We start from the raw sequence: 24,010 nt of genomic DNA, 5'->3' as shown, positions 1-24,010 counted from the left end.
GGTAAAATGTATGGATGGACTATTTACCTATATTCATGAATTTGCGCGGCCGTGCCAGCGTGGTCATCGGCGGCGGCGAAGTGGCATTGCGCAAGATAGGCATGCTGCTCAAGGCAGACGCTAACGTTACCGTTGTGTCACCCGAACTGTGTCCGGAGCTGTCCGACTGGCATGCGCAGGGCAAGGTCATCCACGTCGCCGCACGGTTTGAGCCGCCGCAGCTGGATGGCGCGCAACTGGTGATTGCCGCGACCGATGACGAAGAGGTGAATCGTCAGGTTTCCATCGCAGCGCAGGCCCGCAATATTCCGGTGAATGTCGTCGATGCACCCGAGCTTTGCACCTTTGTCGTTCCTTCGGTGGTAGACCGATCACCGATCGTGATCGCGGTTTCCAGCGGCGGCAAGGCGCCGGTACTGGCGCGGCTGGTGCGTGCGCGTCTCGAAACGCTGATCCCGGCATCGTATGGCCGGCTGGCGCAACTGGCGGGCGAATTTCGCGACAAGGTGAAGGCGCGTTTTCAGACTTCCCAGCAACGCCGTATCTTCTGGGAAAGCGTATTTCAAGGCCCGATTGCCGAGCGTGTATTTTCCGGGCAGGAGCAAGCCGCTCGCCAGGAGTTGCACGCCGTGCTGGAGGGAGCGTCGGACGTAATCCACCGCGGCGAGGTATATCTTGTCGGCGGCGGGCCAGGTGATCCCGATCTGCTGACGTTTCGGGCATTGCGCTTGATGCAGCAGTGCGATGTAGTCGTGTATGACAAGCTGGTGAGCCAGCCGGTCATGGAGCTGGTGCGCCGTGATGCCGAACGTATTTATGTGGGAAAGCAGCGCGACCAGCACACTCTGCCACAGGAAGATATCAATCAGCTACTGGTGCGTTTGGCAAAAGAGGGAAAGCGCGTGCTGCGCCTCAAAGGCGGCGATCCGTTCATTTTCGGTCGCGGCGGCGAAGAAATCGAAACCTTGATGGAAAACGGCATTCCTTTCCAGGTCGTGCCCGGTATTACCGCTGCGTCCGGGGTGGCCAGCTATGCCGGCATTCCGCTCACGCACCGTGACCATGCCCAGTCCTGCGTTTTCGCGACCGGGCATCTGCGCGACGGTACGGTCGACCTGGACTGGCCGGTACTGGCGCGGCCTCGCCAGACCATCGTGATCTACATGGGGCTGGTGGGCCTGCCCGAGATTTGCCGCCAGCTGGTGGCCCATGGCTTGCCGGCTTCGACGCCTGCGGCAGTGGTGCAGCAGGGCACATTGCCGCAGCAGCGTGTGGTGGTGTCTGATCTGGCCGGCCTTGCGCACGAGGTTGAGGCGGCCGGCTTGCATGCGCCTTGCCTGACGATCATCGGTACCGTGGTCAGCTTGCGCGGCAAGCTGAACTGGTTCGAGCCCGAAGGCGACTGATGTAACCGCCCTCGCGGTCGGGCTCAGCTTTTACGGGACAGGGTGATTCGCACTTCCAGGCCACCGCTGTCGCGGTTATGGAGCGAAAGATGGCCTCCATGCAGGCGCGCGATGCGGTCGGCGATGGCAAGCCCCAACCCGCTTCCGCCCTCCTGGCCGCGAGCGGAATCCAGCCGTTCGAAAGGGCGCAATACTCTTTCCATGTCCTCTGCGGGAATTCCCGGACCGTTGTCCAGAACGCTCAATGCAATGGTGCCGTTTTGCTGGCGCGTCATGAGTTCGACCTTCTTGCCGCCGTAGGCGAATGCATTGTCGATGAGATTGCCCAACAGACGCTGCATCGCCAGCGGACGCAGCATCAGCTCCGGCAACGGGCCGAGGTTGAGATGCAGCGTATGGCCGCTGCGCGCGTAGCGGTCGGCCGTCGATTCGATCAGTGCATTGAGATCTTCCTTTTGCTCCATTTCACCTTCCAGCCCGCGTACGAAATCGAGGAACTGCCGGATGATGCCGTCCATGTCCTCGATATCCTGGATCATGCCAGCCTTGAGCGAGTCGGATGCCGACAGCATTTCAACGGACAGCCGCAATCGCGCCAAAGGCGTGCGCAGGTCATGCGATACGCCCGCCAGCAGCAAGGTCCGCTCTGCATCCAGGCGTGCCAGCGCTTCGGTCATTTCGTTGAAGGTGTGGCTCACGCGTTGTAATTCCTGCACCCCATATTCAGGCAGCCGGTCGGCTGTTTGCCCCCGTGCCACCTGGTCGGCGGCCTTGGCCAGCAGATGGAGCGGGCGATTGATGCGTGCGGCGATAAAGTAAGCGCCCGCCAACGAGAGAACCAGCATCAGCGCAGCCCATTCCACCCATTGCCAGGGCGCTGGCCGCTCGGTGCGGATCTTGGGGATCACGACCCAGAAATCCTCGTCGTCGATGGAGAAGCTGACCCACAGGCCGGGCAGGCCGAGATGGTTGATGCTGACCACGGTGCCGGCACCCATTTGCTGGATAATTTTGTGTGCAATCAGCCGGAGCAGCGGGTCGTCGGGCAAGGGCTCTACGATTTCGAAGATTTCGATGGGATAAACCCGCACGCCTTCGGTTTGCGAAAGCTCGGTCAGCAGTTGCAGGCGGCGGTCTTCATGTGCGGCCAGCAGGGCGGCGCGAGTCAGATTGGCGATGCTGACCGCTTGCAAGGCCGCGGCCGAGGCGCGCGGTTCACGTTCAACGTATTCGAACAGGCGAAACGCCGCATATTGTCCCGCCATCAGGAGGAAAGCAATCAGCAGCATGATCCGCGCCAGCAGCGTGCGGGGCATGAAGCTCATGTCGTGGGGGATCCGCCATCCGGGACGAAAACGTAGCCGTAGCCCCACACTGTCTGGATGAAGCGAGGTTGCGCAGGATCGCTCTCGATCAGTTTGCGCAGACGCGACACCTGTACATCCACGCTGCGGTCGAAGGCATCCAGTTCGCGCCCTCGCGCCAGTTCCATCAGGCGGTCGCGCGACAACGGTTGGCGTGGGTGACTTGCCAGGGCATTGAGTAGCGCGAATTCACCGCTGGTGATCGCGATGGGGCTGCCATTACGCAGCAGGCTGCGGGCGGCAGGATCGAACACGAATTCGCCGAATTGAATGGTGGATGCAATGTTTTCATGATGTGCCGCATGGGCGGCTTGCGACTTGTGACGGCGCAGTACCGCGTTGATGCGGGCGAGCAATTCGCGCGGGTTGAACGGCTTGGGCAGGTAGTCGTCCGCGCCCATTTCGAGGCCGACGATACGATCCACCTCGTCGCCGCGCGCGGTGAGCATGATGACCGGCATATTGTTGCCACTGCCGCGCAGGCGACGGCAGATTGCCAATCCATCCTCGCCAGGCAGCATTAAATCGAGTACCATTATTTGATACTGGTTATCCGCAAGCAGCGCATCCATGCTGGACGCGTCGCTTGCCGATTGAACCTCGTAGCCCTGCTCGGTAAGGTAGCGCATCAGCAGCTCGCGCAGGCGCTGGTCGTCATCCACGATGAGGATTCTTTTTTGCATGGCGCTATGGTAGCGCTGAAAATAAGTCTGATCACGATTTTGGTAACAAAACTATTGCAATCTTTCTAGTTTGTTACAAATCGTTACAAATTTTCCGGAGACGGAAATATCCTGGTTACATCCTGACGATATTCTGATCACACCTTGATCTCCACAAGGTCTCCGTAGTTAAAAAGAGTTATCCGCTCCCGGTTGGAGCGATGACGAAAAGTGCTGCTGTTGCGCATGTTCGGGCGGTGAGGTTGTGCCCCTCCCCGCCCGAAAATATTCACAACTGACAAGTAGCAATTAAAGGCTGCATGAAAAAACCTTCACTGTTGGCATGTCTGGCATTGCTTGTGTTTACCCGTTCAGCGTGGACGGACCCTCTGAATTTGCCCTCGAATTCTTCCCGATCTGCCAATGAAGACCAGGTGGAAGACCGCCAGGTACTCGAAGAAAAACTCCCTCCGGAAGCCCGCAAGCGCCTGCGTGAAGTGCTCGACAGCTATTCTCGCCAGGCTTATCCCGATGGCGAGCAACTGGCCGAACGCCGCCGTCTGATGCACGACCGCATGCAGGAGCGCCTGAATAATGCCGATAAAAGTGGCGTCGGCTCCATCTCACGCAGCGAGGCTCAATTGCGCATGCCGCGTCTGGCGCGCCAATTCGACCAGATCGACACCAACGGCGATAACATCGTCACCCGCGAGGAAATACAGGCTGCACGCGACCGCGCAGCGATGGAGAGGCGCGAAACCGCGCGCGTGGATAATCCCGGCACCGATTCCCGCTCCACCAAATCCCAATAGTTATTACGCCTCAGGCGCATGTTGCTGCGCCTGCTTAATTTGAGGCACACTTCCTCGACATCCTTGTTGGGCATTGCTCATGACTGCATTTCTGTTGCTGGTGGCAGGGCTGGCACTTGTCTGGTACTTGCTGCAAAGAAGGCGCCCGCGGCGAACTCGTGATGCTTATTCAGGCGCGGATGGCTATGTCGACGACAGCGAATATTCAGGTACTTCGTCCGAGCCTTTTAGCGGGGGCGGCGGCGCCTTCGGCGGTGGCGGTGCCAGCGGCGATTGGAACGGCCCCGACTCTTCTGGCGGCAGCGATGGCGGAGGTGGCGACTGAGGCGTCACCTTTTGCTGTTGGGCCTCATGACTGGTGACACAGGCGCGGACGTACTTCCCTGTCATAGAAAGACCGGGTTGCAAAACCGATTAGGGAACTCGTCGGTTTCTCTTGCCAAGCATTTCAGCCCGGCAAGTCATGCAGCCTTGAGAAATTCCTGTCTATTGGCCAGCTCGTTCACCTTGGCGGCCATGATGAAGTCATTCTCGTGCAGGCCATTGATTTTGTGGGTCTGGAATACCACGCGGCAATAGCCCCAGCCCAAGGCGAGATCGGGGTGATGCCCTTCCGCTTCGCACAGTTCGCCCACCTTGCGTGCAAACTCCAGCGCATCCATGAAATTCATGAAAGCGAAAGTCCGTTTCAGCTTGGTGGCGTTGTCCTGCAATTCCCAGCCCTGAACGCGATCTAGATAGGCTTCTGCTTCATTGCGCTTGAGCGGTGGGATGCCGCCCTGGCAAGGGGTGCATTTCTTGTCGGTCAATTCAGTTTCAAGCATGACGATGTGTCCTCTGTTGCAACTCCCCTCAACGATTTAATCTGTTCTGAACAATATGACCATGGCTTGCCGCCTGGGTTCTTCTCTGTGTTGAACCATACAGGACCAATTCAGTCCAATTTGCTGAAGGAGGATTTTGCATGTTGCGCATGAGCAAGCTGGCTGACTACGGAACGGTTGTGATGAGCTACATCGCAAAGCAGCCCGAGCGTTTGATCAGCGCGGGTGAAATTTCCCATGCCATTGGCCTGGAGCAGCCTACGGTGAGCAAATTGCTCAAGCTGATGACGCATGCCGGATTGCTCGTATCGCGGCGCGGAGCAATGGGCGGATATAGCTTGTCTCGATCTCCGCAGAGCATCTCGGTGGCAGACATTATCGATGCTATCGAGGGCGCGCCGATGGGGCTGACGGAATGCGGCAGTACGCCCGGTTTATGCACACGCGAATCGACGTGCTCGGTGCGAGCCAACTGGCAACGAATCAGCCAGTCGATACGCGGCATCCTGGCAGACGTGAAGTTGAACGATCTGATATTGCCGGAGCCGCAAGCCATCTCCTGGCGCAAGCATATTGAAGGAACCACATCACCCGACAGCATGAACGAATCAATGGAGGCGCTTCATGAACACCGCAACCAAGTCACTGGATGAATTGATCGGCCGCGAATACCGGCACGGTTTCTATACGCTGCTCGAAACCGACACGGTCCCGCCTGGCCTCAACGAAGACATCATCCGGCTGATCTCGGCCAAAAAGAACGAGCCCGATTTTATGCTGGAATGGCGCCTGAAAGCCTATCGGCATTGGCTGACGATGAAGGAACCAGAGTGGGCCAACGTGCATCATCCGGCCATCAATTATCAGGATATCGTCTACTATTCCGCACCGAAATCGGATAAATCCGGGCCGCGTAGCCTGGATGACGTGGACCCCGAATTGCTGCGCACCTATGAGCGCCTCGGCATTCCACTGAAGGAGCAGGCCATGCTGGCCGGCGTAGCGGTGGATGCGGTATTCGATAGCGTTTCGGTGGCGACGACTTTTCGCGAAAAGCTGGCCGAGCTCGGTATCGTCTTCTGTCCGTTTTCCGAAGCGGTGCAGAATCACCCCGATCTGGTCCGTCAATATCTCGGCAGCGTCGTGCCGCACACCGATAATTTTTATGCCGCGCTCAATGCCGCAGTGTTCAGCGACGGTTCGTTCTGCTATATCCCGCCCGGGGTGCGCTGCCCGATGGAACTGTCTACCTATTTCCGCATCAACGCGAAAAATACCGGCCAGTTCGAGCGCACGCTGATCATCGCCGACAAGGATGCTTATGTGAGCTATCTGGAAGGCTGTACTGCGCCGATGCGCGACGAAAACCAATTGCACGCGGCGGTAGTCGAGCTGGTGGCGTTGGAAGGCGCGCGTATCAAGTACGCGACGGTGCAAAACTGGTATCCGGGCGACAAGGAGGGCAAGGGCGGCATCTATAACTTCGTCACCAAGCGTGGCGATTGCCGCGGTGCGAATTCGCATATTTCCTGGACGCAAGTCGAAACCGGCTCGGCCATCACCTGGAAATACCCCAGCGTGATCCTGCGCGGCGACAACGCCATCGGCGAGTTCTATTCGGTGGCGCTGACCAACCATTACCAGCAGGCGGATACCGGCACCAAGATGATCCATCTCGGGCGTAATACCCGCAGTACGGTGATCTCGAAAGGTATTTCGGCCGGCCGCGGCCAGAATACCTACCGCGGCCAGATCAAGGTGTTGACCGGCGCGGAAGGCGCGCGCAACTATACCCAATGCGATTCGCTGCTGCTGGGCAGCCACTGCGGCGCACATACCTTCCCTTACATCGAAGTGAAGAATCCCACGGCGAAAGTCGAGCACGAGGCTTCCACTTCGCGCATCGGCGAGGATCAGCTGTTTTATTGCACGCAACGCGGCATCGCTCCGGAAGATGCGGTGTCGATGATCGTCAGCGGATTCTGCAAGGAGGTTTTCAAGGAACTGCCAATGGAATTCGCGGTGGAAGCGCAAAAACTGCTGGGCGTCAGCCTGGAAGGCAGTACCGGATAAAGGAGGAATGCAATGCTGCTAGTCAAGAATCTGCATGCAAGCGTGAACGGCAAGGAAATCCTGCACGGCATTGATCTGCATGTCCGCGCCGGCGAAGTGCATGCCATCATGGGCCCCAACGGTTCCGGCAAGAGCACGCTGGCACAGGTGCTGGCCGGGCGTGAAGGCTATCAGGTGACGCAAGGATCGGTTACCTACCTCGACCACGATCTGCTCGCCATGCCGCCCGAAGCGCGCGCGCGGGAAGGTGTGTTCCTGGCGTTCCAGTATCCGGTGGAAATCCCGGGCGTCAGCATCGCGCTGTTTCTCAAGACCTCACTCAACGCGATCCGCCGGGAGCGCGGTCTGCCCGAAGTGGATGCGATGGATTTTCTCGGGCTGGTGCGCGAACGGATGAAACGACTGGGCATGGATGAAGCTTTTCTCACGCGCGCCGTGAACCAGGGGTTCTCCGGCGGCGAGAAAAAGCGCAACGAGGTATTGCAGCTGGCCGTGCTGGAGCCGCTGCTGGCCATACTGGACGAAACCGACTCCGGGCTGGATATCGATGCGCTCAAGACGGTCGCGGACGGCGTCAACGCGATGCGCGGGCCGGAGCGGGCGATTGTGGTGGTGACCCACTATCAGCGCCTGCTGGATTACATCGTGCCGGATTATGTGCATGTGCTGTCACAAGGCCGTATCGTCAAATCCGGCGGGCCGGAACTGGCGCGGGAACTGGAGCTGCATGGCTATGGCTGGGTCGAGGCCAAAAACGGGGCAAGGCAGGTGGCTTGAATGAACGTCATGGAAATCACGCATAGCGATGAGCTGGAGCGCGTCCCCACGGGGCTCGCCGGCCACGATGTGCCCTGGGTGATTCGGGCGCGTCAGCAAGCGTTTGCACGTTTTTCCGCGCAGGGTTTCCCGACGCGCCGCGACGAGGAGTGGAAATATACCGACGTTTCCGTGCTCACGCGCCGTGCCTCACTGGCCCCCGACGATATTCCGCCCGATCCTTCTTCCGAAGCAGCGCTGCATGCCTGGTCGCTGGCGCAGGAAGGCACGCACCTGATGGTGTTCGTGAACGGGCATTTTTCGGAAGAATTGTCGGCCATGGGCGAATTGCCGGAAGGCGTTCATCTGGGCAGCCTTGCACAACGGCTTGAGGATGGAGACGAATTGCTGCGGCCTTATTTCGAGGGCGAAGAGCACACCGTGTTCGGCGCGCTCAACAATGCTTTTGCAACCGACGGCGCCGTTATTTCCCTGCCGCCGAATACCGTCGTGGATGGACCGATCTATCTGTTGTTCATCGCCAGCGGCCACGGCGTCGCCATTTATCCGCGCAATATCGTGCTGGCCGGTGCCGGTGCGCGCGCGACGATTATCGAGCACTACATGGGCACGCTGGACTCGCACAACTTCACCGATGCGGTAACCGAGCTCAACCTGGGTGCCGCGGCCGATATCCGGCATTACAAGCTGTTGCAGGAAGGGCCGGCAGCCGTGCATATCGCCGGCATTCATGCCGATCAGCAGGCGGATAGCCGGTTTGCATCGCATTCCTACGCACTGGGAGGCCACCTCGGGCGCAATGATATTACATCGCGCCTGCTCGGCCCTCATTGCCATTGCACCATGAACGGTCTGTATCTGCTGGATGACAAGCAACACATGGATCACCATACCCGCATCGACCACCTGGCGCCCGACGGAACCAGCCGCGAGGCCTATCGCGGCATCCTCGACGGGGCATCGAGCGGTGTGTTCAACGGCAAGGTGATTGTGCATCCGGGCGCCGTCAGAACAGATGCCGACCAGTCCAACCATAATTTGCTGTTGTCCCGCCAGGCGGAAGTCGACACCAAGCCGCAACTGGAGATATTCGCCGATGATGTGAAATGCACGCACGGTGCGACGGTGGGTCAGCTGGATGACGATGCCTTGTTCTACCTGTGTTCGCGCGGCATAGACGCCAATCTGGCGAAATCGATGCTGATGTATGGCTTTGCCAACGACATCATCGAGAAAATCGAAAATCCTACCCTGCGCAACCGTATCGAGGGTCTGGTGCTCGATCGTTTGCCGCAAGGGGAGAACCTGAGTCTTTAACGAAGCCCAAAAGGAGCTTGCGTGATGAAGCTTGTTGAAATACCGACGATGGACGAAATGCGAGTAGAGCGCTGGCGAGCCGATTTTCCTATCCTGGAAAGCGAGATTCACGGCAAGCCTCTGGTCTATCTGGACAATGCCGCCACGACGCAGAAGCCGCAGGCGGTCATTGACGCCGAGGCGCGTTATTACAGCGAGGATAATGCCAACGTGCATCGCGGTGTGCATATGCTGAGCCAGCGTGCGACGGACGCTTACGAAGGGGCGCGAATAAAGGTGCAGCGCTTCATTAATGCCGCCCGTCCGGATGAAATCGTTTTTGTGCGCGGCACCACGGAGGCAATCAATCTCGTCGCACAAAGCTATGCCAGACCGCGCTTGCGTGAAGGCGACGAGATCATTATTTCCGCGCTCGAACACCACTCCAACATCGTGCCGTGGCAGATGGTATGTCAGCAAACCGGCGCGGTATTGCGCGTGATTCCGGTCAGCGATGCTGGTGAACTGGATATCGACGCCTACGAAAAATTGCTGAATGAACGTACAAAGCTGGTGGCTCTGGCGCATGTCTCCAATGCACTCGGCACCATCAATCCGGTACGGGCGATGATCGCCAAGGCGCATGCCCATGGCGTACCGGTATTGCTGGATGGCGCGCAGGCCATTGCGCATCTGCCGGTCGACGTGCAGGCGCTGGGCTGCGATTTCTATGCGTTTTCGGGCCACAAGATCTATGCGCCCATGGGCATAGGCGTGCTGTATGGCAAGGCCTTGCTGCTGGAAGAAATGCCGCCTTACCAGGGCGGCGGCGACATGATACGCACGGTGGCTTTCGAGCATACCGAGTACAACGTGCTGCCTTACAAATTCGAGGCCGGCACGCCGAACGTGGCGGGGGCCATCGGTCTCGGGGCCGCGCTGGATTACCTGTCCGGGATAGGGCTGGAAACGATCGCCGCCTACGAGCACGAAGTGCTGGACCATGCCACGCGCGTTGTCGAAACAATCCCCGGTATACGCCTGATCGGCACGGCAAAGGAAAAAACCGCCATTCTCTCCTTCCTGTTGGAGGGCGTGCACGCCCACGATATCGGCACTATTCTCGACCGCCAGGGCATCGCCATCCGCGCCGGCCATCATTGCGCGATGCCGTTGATGCAGCGTTTCGGCGTGGCGGCCACCGCGCGGGCCTCGTTCGCGCTTTACAACACGCAGGAAGAAGCCGACGCGCTGGCAGCGGGCTTGCAGCGCGCAGTGGAGCTATTCAAGCGATGAACGAACTACGCGATCTCTACCAGGAAGTCATTTTCGACCACTACCGTTCGCCGCGAAATTATGGCCCGCTGCCTTCCGCGAATCGCGATGCGGAGGGCCACAATCCCTTGTGCGGCGACCACGTGAAACTCCATTTGCAGGTCGAAGACGGCATCATTCGCGATGTGCATTTCGAAGGTTCCGGTTGCGCCATTTCAACCGCTTCTGCCTCCTTGATGACGGAAGTCCTGAAAGGTAAGGACGAAGTAGAGGCGATGCGCCTGATGGAAGAGTTTCAGCAGCTGGTAACCGGCACTGGCGAGCCGGAAGGCCTGGGCAAGCTGGAAGCGCTGGCAGGCGTGCGTGAATTTCCGTCACGCGTCAAATGCGCGACGCTGGCCTGGCATACCTTGCTGGCAGCGCTGGAAAACCAGCGCGTTCCGGTGACGACGGAGTAAGTCATGCTCGATTGGAAAACACTCATGGATCAGCAGGAAAAACCGGCTACCGGCGATGAGCTCAAGGCGCGCGTCATCGATGTTTTGCGCAGCATTTACGACCCGGAAATCCCGGTGAATATCTATGATCTCGGCCTGATCTACGATCTCGCTATCTCGCCCCAGGGAGAAGTGCATGTGCGCATGACGCTGACCGCGCCCAATTGTCCGGTCGCGCAAAGCTTTCCCGGTACCGTGAAGGAGGCGTTGCTATGCGTGGGCGGCGTCAGCGCCGCGAATGTGGAGCTGGTGTGGGATCCGCCATGGAGCCGGGACAACATGACCGAGGCCGCGCGATTGCAACTTGGCATGCTTTGAAGCACAGGCTTTGCAGAAAAGGAGAAGCGCATGAGCGACTGGATTGATGTGGCGGCAGTGGATGAATTCTTGCCCGGCACTTGCCGCAAGATCGACACTGACGACTTTCCCATTCTCGTGGTCAACCTCGACGGGCGCTACTACGCGATCGAGAATACCTGCACCCATGAGTACGCCGAACTTTCCGAGGGCAAGCTGGAAGGCGAAGAGATCGTTTGCCCGTTGCACGGAGCGCGATTTTCGGTGGTGACCGGAGCGGTACTGGCGCCGCCCGCGATCGAAAATCTGCGGACATTTCCCGTGCGCGTTACCGACGGCTGGGTGGAAGTGGATGCCGAGGGCGTGTAGCCTCGCCATTCAGCGATAGGGTGCGTCCTGCGCCCGGTCGGCGGCGATCTGCCGTTCGAACTTGTCTCCGTGTTTCAACAAGCCGTTTTTGTCGATGACGGCCTGATTGCGCTCTTCCATATGGAATTCGAAGTAGCGCGTCATTACAATCGCGTCTGTCGGGCAGGCTTCTTCGCAAAAGCCGCAATAGATGCATTTGAAAAGGTCGATATCGTAGCGCGTCGTGCGGCGCGTGCCATCGGGCCGCTCTTCCGAGTCGATGGTGATGCACATTGCGGGGCAGACTGCCTCGCACAGCTTGCAGGCAATGCAGCGCTCCTCGCCATTGGGGTAGCGGCGCAACGCATGCAGGCCGCGGAATCGTGGCGAAAGCGGGGTTTTTTCTTCCGGATACTGCACGGTGACCTTGCGCCGGAAAAAACTTCTTCCGGTCACACCCATGCCGCGCAGCAGTTCGGTCAGAAACCAGGTATTGAAAAGTTCTCGGAGATAGCGCATCGATAACCTCTGAACATTTCGACCCATCAAGGTTGATTTAATTCCTGCCGCACCCGGCCGATAATATTTTCATCCTGCTGCCGTCGGCGGCGTCCTACGCGGCAATCAGAACTTGCCGCTAAATTAGCGTTCTAAAAAATAGTCCTGGTTTTGCAGCTTTCGCACGCTCATATCGCATTCTTTGCGCGGCATGGGCTGTGTTTGATGGAAAGGAGGTGAAACCATGGAAACAGCCAAAATCAATAAAGTTATGATCGGAGAGGCGCTGGTGGGAGACGGAAATGAAGTCGCTCACGTCGATCTGATCATCGGCCCGCGCGGTAGCGGCGCCGAAACGGCATTTTGTATCGCTCTTACCAACCAGAAACGCGGCGACAATGCACTGCTCGCCGTTCTGGCACCCAACATGATGGCCAAACCGCCCACCGTAATGTTCAACAAGGTGGATATCAAAAACGCCAAGCAGGCCGTGCAGATGTTCGGCCCTGCCCAATGCGGCGTGGCAGAAGCGGTCGCCGACAGCGTCAAGGAGGGCATCATCCCGATCGACGAAGCCAACGACCTGTTTGTCTGCGTCGGCGTATTCATTCACTGGGATGCAGTAGACGATGCCAAGATCCAGGACTGGAACTACGAAGCAACCAAACTCGCTATTCGGCGTGCAGTCGAGGGCTTGCCGCTGCCGACCGAGGTGATTGCGAAGGAATCGACGGCGCATCACCCGTTTGCCGCACACGACTACCCGAACGCCGCGATACAGGCGATGGGGGCCTTGCATTGATTACGGGGTTTAATTTGATTGGGGAGGCACCGATGCAGTTGTGATAGCGAATGACAGCTTGCCTTGATGGCCCTGCAAACGGGTCGGTAAGCGTTTGTCATCCAAAAAGAGCAATTATCCGTTATTTCATTACCTCATCGAAAAAGGATCAAATATGAAAGGTCATAACCGCAAGAAATTTCTGGCAGGCGCTTTGTTCGCGGTGTCCGCTTTTGTTGGCATGCCCGCTTCGGCCGCCGATGTCGGCGTTTCCGTTACGGTTGGCCAGCCGGGCTTTTACGGACGTATCGATATCGGCGATTTTCCTCGACCGGTACTGGTTTATCCGGAGCCGATCATCGTACGGCCGGTAGGTGTGGCGTACGAGCCGATTTATTTGCATGTGCCTCCGGGGCACGCGAAGAAATGGCGCAGCTATTGCGGCCAGTACAACGCTTGCGGACGTCCGGTGTATTTCGTGCAGGATCATTGGTACAACGACGTGTATGTGCCGGAATATCGCGAGCGCCATCATGGCGGCGGGTCCAAGCACTCCAGGGGCGACCGCGACCATGGGGGCCGCGATCATGGCGACCATGGAATGAAACATGACAAGGGAGGTAAAGGCCACGACAGAGGGCCGGGAAAAGGCAACGACAAGCATTGAGCCGCCCGGGGGAGAGCTGCAGGCAGACGCCGCAGCTCGGGAGGCCGCGATCCGAGAGGTTCGCGGCCTTTCTTTTTATCGAATCAATCCTGGCGTTGGCTGGCCGGCTTCAATTGCGCCGGCTTATCCATGATGCGTAATGGTTGCAACGTCAATTTCTTGCCGCTGAATTTTCGTTCCAGCGCTTTTTGCACTTTCGCGAAAGTTGTTCGCTCGGGATTGAAGGCCACGGCCATCGCCGCGGACTCCATCGAAACGCGTGTGCTGCCCTTGTCCACGCCGGTAACCGATTCTGCAAGCGTTTCCAGCGTCCGCCCGGTGCCATCGGCAAGAGGTCCGTCGATGGCGAAGAAGGCGATAGGGTGTTTTCGTTCCAGCGCCTGCATCACATTGGCATGGTCGTACACCGCTGCGATCTTGTCCTCGACGCAGTGGCCACAGGCGAGGATGGCAGTGCTGTGCAGGGCCAGCATCAGAAGAGCGGCAAAGGGCGTGAAGATGCTCAATGCGTCTCCGCAATTTTGGCTGTGCCCGCCGGTTGTGTATCTATCCAGTGGAAGTACTGGATGTACCGGCTGATTTCCTTGTCGGTCAGGTTCTGGTTGGGCATCGGCAGGTTGTTGAATTGCTTCAGCATGGCTTTGGCGTCGGCATCGATCTCCAGCATTTTTTCGGGCTCCTTGAGCCAGCGGGCGAGCCAGTCGTCACTGCGTCGCTTTGTAACGCCGGCGAGATCGGGGCCGACTTTGTCGCCACCGCCCACCGTATGGCAGGCGAGGCACTTGCTTTCGAAGTCGAGCTTGCCCTGCGCCGCGTCCGGATCGGTGGGGGTGGCCGAGGCCGGAATATTATGGTGTTCGATGTCTTTCTCCTGAGCCGCAGCTGTGGTGGAGATGAGCCCGATTGCGCCTTGCGAGGCATTGGCGAAATGGTGGTCGACCATGATGTAGGAGCCTTCTTCGGGGATCACGAATTCAACGACGGCGCTATTGGAAGAACCGAGCAGTACCGTCTGCATGCCGCGAAACTGGTTGTCCGGATTGCCTTCGATCCAGACGCGGTCGAAGATGGTGCCGACGACATGAAAGCTGGAGGTCTTGCTGGGGCCGACATTGAGCACATACAGACGGACGCGCTCGCCGGGCTTGGCCGGCAGGGGGTGCTTCACCATGCCGTTGTGGGTGCCGTTGAACACGATATGGGTCGGCTGCGAGACGCGCAAACGGTCGCCGTCCAGCACATAAAGCGGCGCAGTATCGACCTTGCGCCCGGAAGGGTCGGGCTTGGCGTAGAACTCGCTCTGGATAATCACGTATTCGCGGTTGACCTTGGTCGGATAGCCGTCACGCGGCTCGACCACCAAGGCGCCATACATGCCCGAGGCAATATGCTCCAGGATCATCGGCGTGCCGCAGTGGTACATGAAAATGCCCGGATAGTTGAGCGTGAATTCGAACTCAATGGTCTGCCCGGGGGCGATGGAGCGGTATTTGTCCTGCGGAGAGACCATGGCTGCGTGGAAATCCATGGAATGCATCATCGGCGCCGCCGTCAACTGCACGCCGGGCACCGGCTCGTCGCTGCGATTGCTCATGCTGAATTTGATCTTGTCGCCGACACGTGCGCGTATGGTCGGCGCCGGTACCTGGTCGCCGAAGGTCCAGGCGCTGAATTTCACGCCCGGCGCGATGTCAATGATCTTGTGTGTGGTGTCCAGCCGAATTGTTTTGACCGGCGCGGGGTCGAGCGGCTTGAGTTCCGCGCCCATGCTCAGCGCATTGCCTTCCGCGAAGGCGCCTTGATGACGCTCGTCCGTTAACTTGGCCGGCACTAGATGCAGATCCATTTTGCTCTGATCGTAGGGGTCAGCCTGGGGCGTCTGCCGGTCGCAGGAGGCAAGAAGCAGTGCTGCGGCGATTAACATGCATGAGCGTGAGCTCGATATGGTTCTCATGATGTATTTCTCCCTTGTCGTTGTTCTTGATTGTAAAACCGGGAGCAGGCGGTCTCGCCTGCGTTACAGCCTTCCTGCCAATACCTCTTTCGCCACCGTCGTCGGCACCGGCGCGTAGTGGTCGAATTCCAGCGTAAACAGCCCGCGCCCCTGCGTGGCGGAGCGCAAATCTGTGGCGTAGCCGAACATTTCTGCCAGAGGCGCCATGCCGCGTATCGCTTGCACGCCGCCGGGTCGGGATTCCGAGTTTTCGATTTCGCAACGTCGGGCGGATAACTGCGCGGCAACGGCGCCCTGGTATTCGGACGGCACCACGATTTCGATCCTGGAATACGGTTCGAGCAGAATGGGCGCGCCCTGCGGCATGCCTTCCCGGAAGGCGGCGATGGCAGCGTTCCGATAGGCGATCTCGCTGGAGTCGACGTGGTGGGTGGAGCCGTCAACGAGGCGTATCGTCATGTCCGTAGCCGGATAGCCCGCCACGGCACCGTTTTCGGCCGCCTCGATGAAGCCCTGTTCGATGGCGGGGATGAATTCGCGCGGGATGGCGCCGCCGGTGATCGCGTTTTCGAAGCGGATGCCGGTCCCCGGCTCGGCCGGACGCAGTTCCACGACCACGTGGCCATACTGGCCGTGCCCACCGGTCTGGCGGATGTAGCGTCCCTCCACCTTGGGCACCGCTTTCGTGATGGTTTCGCGGTAAGCCACACGCGGTCGGCCGAGGTTGGCCTGCACGCCGTATTCGCGCTTGATGCGGTCGGCGAGGATTTCCAGGTGCAGTTCGCCCATGCCGGCCATGATGGTCTGGCCGGTGTCTTCGTCCACCGTCACCTTGAATGTCGGGTCTTCTTCCGCCAGATAGCGCAATGCGTCGGTGAGCTTGTCCTGGTCGGCGCTGGTTTTCGGTTCGACCGAGACACGGATCACCGGCTCGGGGAAGGCGATGCGCTCCAGCAGCACCGGCTGTTCCGGGGCGCACAGCGTATCGCCGGTCTGCGCCGTTTTCATGCCCAGCGCTGCGACGATGTCGCCCGCGTGCACTTCCTCGATGTCCTCACGGCGGTCGGCATACATGCGCACCAGCCGGCCGATACGTTCCGGGCGGTCGCGCGTGGCGTTATAAACCTGCTGGCCGGAATGCAGCCGTCCGGAATAAACCCGGAAGTAAGTCAGATGGCCGACATACGGGTCGCGCACGATCTTGAACACTAGCGCTGCCAAGGGTTCGTCATCGTCCGGCTGGCGGAAGGTTTCAGCGTGGGTAGCGGGGTCGGTTACGGCGACCTGTCCGATATCCAGCGGCGAAGGCAGGTAGTCGATGATGCCGTCCAGCACCGGCTGGATGCCCTTGTTGCGCAAGGCCGCGCCGCAGAATACCGGAAACAGGTTGTTTGCAATGGTGGCGCTACGCAGCGCGGCAATGAGCTGCTCGGTGGTCGGTGTCTCGCCTTGCAGGTAGAGCTCGAGCAGCGCGTCGTCGGTTTCGGCGACTTTTTCGATTAATCTCGTCCACGCGGCTTCCGCTGCCTCGCGATAGGCATCTGGAATGTCGCGGATTTCCGGCTGCACGCCGCTTTCCTCCGGCCAGTAGATGGCCTGCATGCGCAGCAGGTCGATCACACCCTCGAATTCGCGTTCGCGGCCAATGGGCAGCTGCACCGCCACGGCGTTCGCCCCAAGGCGCTGTTCTATCGTTTGCAGCGCATGGTCGAAATCGGCGCCGGGCCGGTCCATCTTGTTGACGAGGCAAATGCGTGGCACGCGAAAGCGATCCGCCTGCCGCCACACTGTTTCGCTCTGCGGTTCTACGCCATGCACTGCATCGAATACCACGATGCCGCCGTCCAGCACGCGCAGCGAGCGCTGTACTTCGGCGGTGAAGTCAATGTGGCCGGGGGTGTCGATCAGGTTGATGCGATGGTCGCGCCAGTCGGTGGTGATGGCGGCCGATACGATGGTGATGCCGCGCTCGCGCTCCTGCGCCATCCAGTCGGTGACCGTGTTGCCGTCGTCCACCGAGCCGATATGATGGGTGCGTCCGGTATAAAACAGGATGCGCTCGGTGACCGTGGTTTTCCCCGCATCGATGTGCGCGATGATGCCGATGTTGCGTACGCGATCCAGCGGAATGCGGGTGGTAGCCATGCCGACAACCTCCATGCAATCAAGGGTAACCCCGAGCAATCAGTATAAAACCGATTTCGGCTTGCGTGGTATTGCGCTTTGCGCCTCTTACCTTGCCATGAAATGGAAATGCAGATACGCCACATGCTGACGTGCCGGGCCATTGGTGAGTAGCCGATAGTGTTTATCTGGGTGCGTTGGCTGATCTCGCGAACCATGGCAAAGCAATCCAGCACGTAGGGCGCATCGCCGACCGACAAGGCGCCAATATTCTTGATGTCCCGCTTCGGGAAAAGTACGAGATGGATACGGGTTTGAGGCGATGGATGGGCAATGGCGATGCATTTGTCCGATTCGTACTCGACTCGCGGAAGTGCGGCTGGCATGCGCTGTATGCCGGCAGAAACCAATAAGCCGGCCAGCTCACTTGGGCGCAAGCATTGCTGCTCACATTCGGTTATCGTCAGAAATGATCGGGGCAGGCTGCGCGAGAAAACGTAGCCGCCAATGGTGACGCCGATCAGGAAAACGGCCAGTAGGGCTATGAAGTATCGCGGAGGCATGGTGTGCCGCTTACGCCTGACTTTTGCGGCCGCCGAAGGCGGTTCGCTGCAAGGAGTTGTTAGGCAGATATTGCACGTCAGCTCTCCATCGATACGCCATCAACATCGCCTGAACTATCGAAATGCACCGAGACGACGTAGTCGGTCACCTCACCGGGGAGAGTGAAGTCAAAGTATTCGATGTCGTTTTGACCCCAAGACGAGCGAAGTTGAAGCAGGTCGACTACTGCCGCGGGTTCTGGCGTGTCACCGCCAAGATATTGTTGCCAGTAGTTCTGCGGAAGTTCCTCGATGTGATGCTCGACAAACAAATTGACGTTGTCTTCGCCGGATTCCGTACCAAACGCTTGTTTGATAGCTTCAAGAGCAAGCTTCTGCCGCTTCTCAGATTCAACTATGGTCATTGATGATCCTTGTCTGCCTAACATGAAGTAGGCATCCAATCATTCGGTGAATACTATTTCAAACCTGCCGCTGGTCGTGATTTCAGCCTCGCTTATTTCCACCCGGTCCACTGTGGCAAAGCGCGGCCCCTGTTTGACCCATTCCACGATCCGTTCGACTTGGTTGGCTTCACCGCAGACCAACGCTTCTACCGTGCCGTCGCGGCGGTTGCGTACCCAGCCGTACAAATGTAATCGCTCCGCTTCACGCCGCATCGACTCGCGGTAACCAACACCTTGCACTTGGCCGTGGATGCGCAGCAGTTTGGCTATAAGGATGCTGCCTTGCTGACTCATACGGCGCAGACTTTGTAGCGCAGGCGTCCTCGCCTGCAACAAACCATGAGGATCGGGGGGATACAGGCGGGAACGCCTGCGCTACGGAAGGAGTGCCCGGGAAACTGGAGCGTGGGTGCTAGGCCTTCCATACCAGATCCGGCTCGCGCGCGGCCTTGACGTCATCCAGGCGGCATACCGGCATAGTGTGCGGTGCCGTTTTGAGTAAATCGGGAACGGTGCGGGCTTCTGCCATGATCTCACGCATGGCTTCCACAAAGGCATCCAGCGTTTCCTTCGACTCGGTTTCGGTCGGCTCGATCAACAGGCATTCCGGCACCAGCAAGGGGAAGTAGGCGGTGGGGGCGTGAAAGCCCTTGTCCAGCAGACGCTTGGCGACGTCCATCGCACTGACGCCGGTTTCTTCCTTCAGCTTTTGCAACGTGATAATGAACTCATGGCTGGCGCGGCGCGTGGGGAAGGCCAGTTCGAAGCCGGATGCGCGCAGGCGGTCCATCAGGTAATTGGCATTGAGCGCGGCGAATTCCGCAACGCGCTGCATGCCGGTGCGGCCCAGCATACGGGCGTATACATAGGCGCGCAACAGCACGCCGGCATTGCCCATGAAGGCCGATAGCCGGCCGATGCTTTGCGGCCGGTCTTTTTCCGTGAGCCAGCGGTAATGATTTTCTTCGCGCGCGACCACCGGCACCGGCAGGAAAGGTTCCAGCCGCTTGCTCACGCCGACCGCGCCTGCGCCCGGCCCGCCGCCGCCGTGCGGCGTGGAGAAGGTCTTGTGCAGATTCATGTGGATGACGTCGAAACCCATGTCGCCGGGTTTCACCTTGCCCAGGATCGCATTGAGGTTGGCGCCGTCGTAATACAGCAGGCCACCGGCCTGGTGCATGATGCGCGCGATTTCGCCGATGCTGCGTTCGAACACGCCCAAGGTGGAAGGATTGGTCAGCATTAGCCCGGCTGTCTGCGGTCCGCAGGTGGCCTTCAGCGCTTCGAGGTCGACGTCGCCGTTGGCATCGGTGGGGATTTCGCGGATGTTGTAGCCGCACATCGTCGCGGTCGCCGGGTTGGTGCCGTGCGCGGCGTCTGGCACGATGATTTCGTTGCGTGCAGTGTCGTTGCGAGCCGCATGATAGGCGTGGATCATCGCGATGCCCGCCAATTCGCCCTGTGCGCCGGCCATCGGTGCCAGGCTGACGGCGGCCATGCCGGTCACTTCGGCGAGCATTTCCTGCAATTCCCACAGACAAGCAAGGTAACCTTGTCCGGTGTCGTCAGGTGCCAGCGGATGGCGTCCGATAAAACCCGGCAGCATCGCCAGCGCATTGGCCGCGCGCGGGTTGTATTTCATCGTGCACGAGCCGAGCGGGTAGAAGTGCGTGTCGATGGAAAAATTCTGCTGGCTCAAGCGCGTGTAATGCCGCACCGCGTCGAGTTCGGAGACTTCCGGCAGCAATGGCCGCGAGGTGCGGCGCAACTCTTCCGGAAGATCGGATACATGCTGCCTGGATGCGAGCTGCGCCGCGTTGGCGCGTCCGTGGCGTGAATGTTCAAAGATCAGCATGCCAGCTCCTCCAGCACCGAGCGGAGAATATCGGCGTAGATGTTTAGGTCATCCTCGGTCTTGGTTTCGGTGGTGCAGACCAGAAGCGCATTGCCGAGGTCGGGGTAGTACGGGGCCAGATCGAGGCCGCCGAGGATATTGTGCTGACGCAGTTTTTCCAGAACCGGCGCCACAGGACAAGGCAGGCGAATCGCCGCCTCATGAAAGTACGGCGCGTCGAAAATGCGCGCTATGCCGTGTATGGCAGTGAGCTTGTCGATTAAGACTCGGGTATTGTCATGGCTGGCTGCTGCCACTGCTTCGATGCCTTGCGCGCCTAGCAATGCGAGATGGATGGTGGCTGCCGTAACCATCAAGCCCTGATTGGTGCAGATGTTGGAGGTGGCCTTGGCGCGGCGGATGTGCTGTTCCCGCGCCTGCAGTGTCAGCGTGAAACCGGGCTTGCCGTCGAGGTCGACCGTGCGCCCGACCAGGCGCCCGGGCATCTGGCGCACCAGGCTTTGCTTGCAGCAGAGATACCCCACATAGGGCCCGCCGCTGGTCAGCGGAATGCCGAACGGCTGCGCCTCGCCGCAGGCGATATCGGCGCCGCCTGCTCCCCATTCGCCGGGCGGTTTGATTAGCGCCAGCGCGAGTGGATTGGATACGCCGACGACCAGCGCACCCTTGTCGTGTGCCCAGTTGATCAGCGCATCGGGCGATTCCAGCACGCCGAAGAAATTGGGCTGGTTGATTATCAGCGCCGCGAAAGGCTCGTGGCCGGCGGCTTCCAGTGCGGTCTGGTCGATGCGGCCGGTGGCGGGGTCGAATGCGATCTCGGCAATGGCGATTTTCTGCGGCGAGAGCAGGGTGCGCAATGCCGCGCGATAGAGTGGATGGAGATTCGCCGGCACCAGCACGCGATGCACGCCGGCCTTGTTGACGCGGACCGCCATCAGCACCGCCTCGGCTACTGCGCTCGCGCCGTCGTACAAACTAGCATTGGAAACCTCCATGCCGGTGAGCGAAGCCATCATCGTCTGCCATTCGTACAGCAGCTGCAGCGTGCCTTGGCTGGCTTCGGCCTGATAGGGCGTATAGGCGGAATAGAATTCGCCGCGCGTCGCAATCTGCCAGACGGCAGCGGGGATGTGATGTTCGTAGGCTCCCGCGCCGATGAAGCTGAGCTGTCCGCCGTCATAGGCGGCGCGCTCCTGCATCAGGCGCGTGACCTGCATTTCATTGAGGCCGGGTGGAATTGCGCCGAGATCGCCGTTCAGCAGCTCGGCAGGGATTTCATCGAAAAGATCGGCGATGCGCTCGACGCCGATCGCGCTGAGCATTTGGGCGATGTCGTCAGGCGTGTGCGGAATGAACGGCATCGATGGAGAGCCTGTTTCAGCAGGAAACGGCTGTGCGACAGCACTGCCTTGCGTGAAGAGCTAGGCGTGAGCCGCGCGGTTTGGTTATTCCAAATAAGTGGCGAGCAACAACGCTCTGCGCGCAAGGCAGTGCTGCCCCTCCGGGGTATGACACAAAAGCGCGTCTGCGGCGTTGCACCGCTTGCCAATGGGCGGCCATTGGCTGCGCGGTGCGCCTTGCATCCATCGCCTTTGTGTCATATCGCATCAGTCGTTTCCTGCTGAAACAGGCTCTCTAGGCTACTATTCGCCGATTTCCTGTTGGTAGCCGGCCGCATCGAGCAACTGGTCGAGGTCTGCCGCGTTGTCCGGCTGTATCTTGAACAGCCAGGTAGCGTAGGCATCATTATTCACTCGTTCCGGCATGTCGGCGGCATCCTGATTGACTGCACTGATCGTGCCGGAAAGCGGCGCGTAGATATCCGAGGCCGCTTTCACCGATTCGACAACGGCGATTTCCTTGCCTGCGCTTACTTGCTTTCCGGGTTCCGGCAGCTCGATGAACACCAGGTCGCCGAGCAGATATTGCGCATGATCGGTGATGCCGACGGTGACTGTGCCATCAGCCTCCAGGCGTGACCACTCATGGGTTTTGGCGTATTTGAGATCGGCTGGAATATTGGACATGGGTTGTTGTTCCTGACGTTACGGTTTTTTCCGTAGAGTAGATAACGCTGCGATTATCCGCCCTGCATGACTGGAAGTTTAGACCAAAATCCTGCCGTTGCGTACGAACGGCGGTTTCACGATGTGGGCACTGTGACGTTTGCCGCGAATTTCCACTTCAACCGTGTCGCCCATCGTGGAGTCGAGCGGCAGCCGTGCCAGTGCGATGGATTTTTCCATGGTCGGCGAGAAAGTACCGCTGGTGATCAGGCCTTCGCCGGTGGCGGTAAACACTTTCTGCTGGGGGCGCAGCACCCCGCCGCCGTCGAGTACCAATCCGAGAAACTGCGACTGCCTTGGCCGGGAAAGCAGTGCGCTTCGTCCTACGAATTCGCGGGCTGTATCGAATACCACCGTCCAGCCCAGCCCGGCATCCAGCGGCGAAACCGACTCGTCCATATCCTGACCATAGAGATTCATGCCTGCTTCCAGACGCAGGGTGTCGCGTGCCCCCAATCCGCAAGGCCGCACGCCCAGTTCGAGCAGGCGCTGCCAGAGCGTTTCTGCATGCTGGGCAGAAAAAGTGAGTTCGAATCCATCCTCGCCCGTGTAGCCTGTGCGCGCGACGAAGTAATCACCCACTTGCTGCGCATGAAAAGGCGCCATTGCGGTGGTGGCGTCGCGGATATCCGGCAATGCTTGCCACACGGTTTCGCGGGCATTCGGTCCTTGTACTGCCAGCATCGCAAGATCACAGCGCGGCGTTAGCGCCAGCTGCATTTTCCAGCCGGCTGCGCAGGCCTTCATCCAGTCGATATCTTTCTCGGCTGTGGCGGCATTCACCACAATGCGGTAGCGCCCGCCGCCAAGGTAATAGGCGATCAGGTCGTCCAGCACGCCGCCGGCTTCGTTCAGCATGCAGCTATAGAGCGCCTTGCCCGCCCGCAATTTCTCGACGTCATTGGCCAGCAGCCGTTGCATAAATGGCTTGGCATCCAATCCGATGGCGTCGATCGCGCACATATGCGAAATATCGAACATCCCGCAATCGCGCCGCACGGCGTGATGTTCCTCGATCTGCGAACCGTAATGTAGCGGCATCTCCCAGCCATGAAAATCGACCATGCGGGCATTCAGAAGATGATGCGCGGAATTGAATGGCGTTGTTTTTGTCATGCCGGGTCCTGTGCGCTAATGAAGGATCATTGTACGAGACCGGCTGCAAATGGAAGGGTTCAATCATTTCCTTGCTTCATCAACTATCACGTCCAGCAGCCTGTGCACCTGTGGCGCAATGACGAGTATTGCCGCAAATACGATAGGCCATGCGGTCGAGAACGCCAAGAGCCAGGTGGCGATGAATCTTCCGTTGGTGTGCGCATGGGTAAAAATGATGATGGCGGAAACAATTAACGAAGTCGTGCCGGACATGATCAACGCGAACAGGATGTTGCGATACCGATACGGTATTTTTGCCTTCATTCA

Annotated in this window: 27 protein-coding genes; 13 read left to right on the top strand and 14 right to left on the bottom strand. The window is 59.2% G+C overall.

What is annotated here, in order from left to right; translation table 11 throughout:
* The first annotated feature begins 14 nt into the window (after window positions 1-14).
* The gene (cysG, locus tag A7976_RS09480) at window positions 15-1,406 is read left to right on the top strand and encodes a siroheme synthase CysG (protein WP_067110684.1); all 1,392 of its coding nucleotides are present in this window, start codon (window positions 15-17) and stop codon (window positions 1,404-1,406) included.
* A gap of 23 nt (window positions 1,407-1,429) precedes the next feature.
* On the opposite strand, the gene A7976_RS09475 is transcribed toward cysG, so the two are convergent.
* Window positions 1,430-2,731: an ATP-binding protein gene (locus A7976_RS09475; protein ID WP_240483845.1), complete on the bottom strand. Its 1,302-nt coding sequence runs from the start codon at window positions 2,729-2,731 to the stop codon at window positions 1,430-1,432.
* Window positions 2,728-3,453, bottom strand: a complete 726-nt coding sequence (gene ompR, locus A7976_RS09470; RefSeq protein ID WP_067110682.1) for a two-component system response regulator OmpR — start codon at window positions 3,451-3,453, stop codon at window positions 2,728-2,730. The genes A7976_RS09475 and ompR overlap by 4 nt, the downstream gene beginning before the upstream one ends.
* 299 nt (window positions 3,454-3,752) lie before the next feature.
* On the opposite strand from ompR, the gene A7976_RS09465 reads away from it, so the two are divergent.
* Window positions 3,753-4,244, top strand: a complete 492-nt coding sequence (locus A7976_RS09465; RefSeq protein WP_131801013.1) for a hypothetical protein — start codon at window positions 3,753-3,755, stop codon at window positions 4,242-4,244.
* Window positions 4,245-4,323: 79 nt separating this feature from the next.
* Window positions 4,324-4,569, top strand: a complete 246-nt coding sequence (locus A7976_RS09460; protein WP_067110676.1) for a hypothetical protein — start codon at window positions 4,324-4,326, stop codon at window positions 4,567-4,569.
* 136 nt (window positions 4,570-4,705) lie between these two features.
* Here the strand turns inward: A7976_RS09460 and A7976_RS09455 are convergent, their stop codons facing one another.
* Entirely contained in the window at window positions 4,706-5,068 is a 363-nt protein-coding gene (locus tag A7976_RS09455) for a 4a-hydroxytetrahydrobiopterin dehydratase (protein ID WP_067110674.1), read from the bottom strand.
* 140 nt (window positions 5,069-5,208) lie between these two features.
* On the opposite strand from A7976_RS09455, the gene A7976_RS09450 reads away from it, so the two are divergent.
* From A7976_RS09450 to A7976_RS09415, 8 genes are read left to right on the top strand one after another with little or no spacing between them, the layout of a single operon-like run.
* Complete coding sequence (locus A7976_RS09450; protein ID WP_067110671.1) at window positions 5,209-5,721, top strand: SUF system Fe-S cluster assembly regulator; 513 nt, start codon at window positions 5,209-5,211, stop codon at window positions 5,719-5,721.
* Window positions 5,693-7,141: a Fe-S cluster assembly protein SufB gene (gene sufB / locus A7976_RS09445; protein WP_067110670.1), complete on the top strand. Its 1,449-nt coding sequence runs from the start codon at window positions 5,693-5,695 to the stop codon at window positions 7,139-7,141. The genes A7976_RS09450 and sufB overlap by 29 nt, the downstream gene beginning before the upstream one ends.
* A gap of 12 nt (window positions 7,142-7,153) precedes the next feature.
* A complete protein-coding gene (gene sufC, locus A7976_RS09440; protein WP_067110667.1) occupies window positions 7,154-7,918 on the top strand; it encodes a Fe-S cluster assembly ATPase SufC in 765 nt (254 codons plus the stop codon).
* Window positions 7,919-9,235 carry a Fe-S cluster assembly protein SufD gene (sufD, locus tag A7976_RS09435; protein ID WP_067110665.1) on the top strand — a complete coding sequence of 439 codons (1,317 nt, stop codon included), beginning with the start codon at window positions 7,919-7,921 and terminating at the stop codon, window positions 9,233-9,235.
* A 24-nt stretch (window positions 9,236-9,259) separates the two neighbouring features.
* Complete coding sequence (locus A7976_RS09430) at window positions 9,260-10,510, top strand: cysteine desulfurase (protein WP_067110662.1); 1,251 nt, start codon at window positions 9,260-9,262, stop codon at window positions 10,508-10,510.
* Complete coding sequence (gene sufU / locus A7976_RS09425) at window positions 10,507-10,947, top strand: Fe-S cluster assembly sulfur transfer protein SufU (RefSeq protein ID WP_067110659.1); 441 nt, start codon at window positions 10,507-10,509, stop codon at window positions 10,945-10,947. The genes A7976_RS09430 and sufU overlap by 4 nt, the downstream gene beginning before the upstream one ends.
* A gap of 3 nt (window positions 10,948-10,950) precedes the next feature.
* Window positions 10,951-11,304 carry an SUF system Fe-S cluster assembly protein gene (locus A7976_RS09420; RefSeq protein ID WP_088178412.1) on the top strand — a complete coding sequence of 118 codons (354 nt, stop codon included), beginning with the start codon at window positions 10,951-10,953 and terminating at the stop codon, window positions 11,302-11,304.
* Between the two features lie 30 nt (window positions 11,305-11,334).
* Window positions 11,335-11,652 (top strand): non-heme iron oxygenase ferredoxin subunit, encoded by a 318-nt coding sequence (locus A7976_RS09415; protein WP_067110656.1) that lies wholly within the window; start codon window positions 11,335-11,337, stop codon window positions 11,650-11,652.
* A gap of 9 nt (window positions 11,653-11,661) precedes the next feature.
* Here A7976_RS09415 and nuoI read toward each other — a convergent pair whose 3' ends face one another.
* The gene (nuoI, locus tag A7976_RS09410) at window positions 11,662-12,150 is read right to left on the bottom strand and encodes an NADH-quinone oxidoreductase subunit NuoI (RefSeq protein WP_067110654.1); all 489 of its coding nucleotides are present in this window, start codon (window positions 12,148-12,150) and stop codon (window positions 11,662-11,664) included.
* A 223-nt stretch (window positions 12,151-12,373) separates the two neighbouring features.
* Here nuoI and fae point away from each other — a divergent pair, with 223 nt between their 5' ends.
* Window positions 12,374-12,931 (top strand): formaldehyde-activating enzyme, encoded by a 558-nt coding sequence (gene fae, locus A7976_RS09405; protein ID WP_067110651.1) that lies wholly within the window; start codon window positions 12,374-12,376, stop codon window positions 12,929-12,931.
* A 154-nt stretch (window positions 12,932-13,085) separates the two neighbouring features.
* On the top strand, window positions 13,086-13,577 hold the full coding sequence (locus tag A7976_RS09400) for a hypothetical protein (RefSeq protein ID WP_067110649.1): 492 nt from the start codon (window positions 13,086-13,088) through the stop codon (window positions 13,575-13,577).
* A gap of 83 nt (window positions 13,578-13,660) precedes the next feature.
* Here the strand turns inward: A7976_RS09400 and A7976_RS09395 are convergent, their stop codons facing one another.
* The 10 genes from A7976_RS09395 to A7976_RS09350 form a co-directional block, all read right to left on the bottom strand.
* Window positions 13,661-14,083 (bottom strand): hypothetical protein, encoded by a 423-nt coding sequence (locus tag A7976_RS09395; protein WP_067110646.1) that lies wholly within the window; start codon window positions 14,081-14,083, stop codon window positions 13,661-13,663.
* Window positions 14,080-15,501 (bottom strand): multicopper oxidase domain-containing protein, encoded by a 1,422-nt coding sequence (locus A7976_RS09390; RefSeq protein WP_205633489.1) that lies wholly within the window; start codon window positions 15,499-15,501, stop codon window positions 14,080-14,082. Before A7976_RS09390 ends, A7976_RS09395 begins: the two co-directional genes overlap by 4 nt.
* Window positions 15,502-15,594: 93 nt before the next feature.
* Window positions 15,595-17,676 (bottom strand): elongation factor G, encoded by a 2,082-nt coding sequence (gene fusA / locus A7976_RS09385; protein ID WP_067110641.1) that lies wholly within the window; start codon window positions 17,674-17,676, stop codon window positions 15,595-15,597.
* Window positions 17,677-18,295: 619 nt separating this feature from the next.
* On the bottom strand, window positions 18,296-18,622 hold the full coding sequence (locus tag A7976_RS09380; protein ID WP_067110638.1) for a DUF2004 domain-containing protein: 327 nt from the start codon (window positions 18,620-18,622) through the stop codon (window positions 18,296-18,298).
* Between the two features lie 39 nt (window positions 18,623-18,661).
* Window positions 18,662-18,958: an acylphosphatase gene (locus A7976_RS09375; protein ID WP_067110636.1), complete on the bottom strand. Its 297-nt coding sequence runs from the start codon at window positions 18,956-18,958 to the stop codon at window positions 18,662-18,664.
* Between the two features lie 118 nt (window positions 18,959-19,076).
* Window positions 19,077-20,519: an aminomethyl-transferring glycine dehydrogenase subunit GcvPB gene (gene gcvPB, locus A7976_RS09370; protein ID WP_067110634.1), complete on the bottom strand. Its 1,443-nt coding sequence runs from the start codon at window positions 20,517-20,519 to the stop codon at window positions 19,077-19,079.
* A complete protein-coding gene (gene gcvPA, locus A7976_RS09365; RefSeq protein WP_067110632.1) occupies window positions 20,513-21,880 on the bottom strand; it encodes an aminomethyl-transferring glycine dehydrogenase subunit GcvPA in 1,368 nt (455 codons plus the stop codon). The genes gcvPB and gcvPA overlap by 7 nt, the downstream gene beginning before the upstream one ends.
* A 282-nt stretch (window positions 21,881-22,162) precedes the next feature.
* Window positions 22,163-22,546 (bottom strand): glycine cleavage system protein GcvH, encoded by a 384-nt coding sequence (gcvH, locus tag A7976_RS09360; protein ID WP_067110629.1) that lies wholly within the window; start codon window positions 22,544-22,546, stop codon window positions 22,163-22,165.
* A gap of 78 nt (window positions 22,547-22,624) precedes the next feature.
* Window positions 22,625-23,701, bottom strand: coding sequence for a glycine cleavage system aminomethyltransferase GcvT (gene gcvT / locus A7976_RS09355; RefSeq protein WP_067110627.1), 1,077 nt, complete (start codon window positions 23,699-23,701; stop codon window positions 22,625-22,627).
* A gap of 63 nt (window positions 23,702-23,764) precedes the next feature.
* Window positions 23,765-24,007 carry a DUF2798 domain-containing protein gene (locus tag A7976_RS09350; RefSeq protein WP_067110624.1) on the bottom strand — a complete coding sequence of 81 codons (243 nt, stop codon included), beginning with the start codon at window positions 24,005-24,007 and terminating at the stop codon, window positions 23,765-23,767.
* Between the last annotated feature and the right edge of the window lie 3 nt (window positions 24,008-24,010).

The sequence above is a fragment of the Methylobacillus sp. MM3 genome (genome assembly GCF_001645185.1).
In the GTDB taxonomy this organism is placed as follows: Bacteria; Pseudomonadota; Gammaproteobacteria; order Burkholderiales; family Methylophilaceae; genus MM2.
The sequence above is the reverse complement of the archived record's forward strand: the minus strand, read 5'-3'. Positions and strand labels throughout refer to the sequence as shown.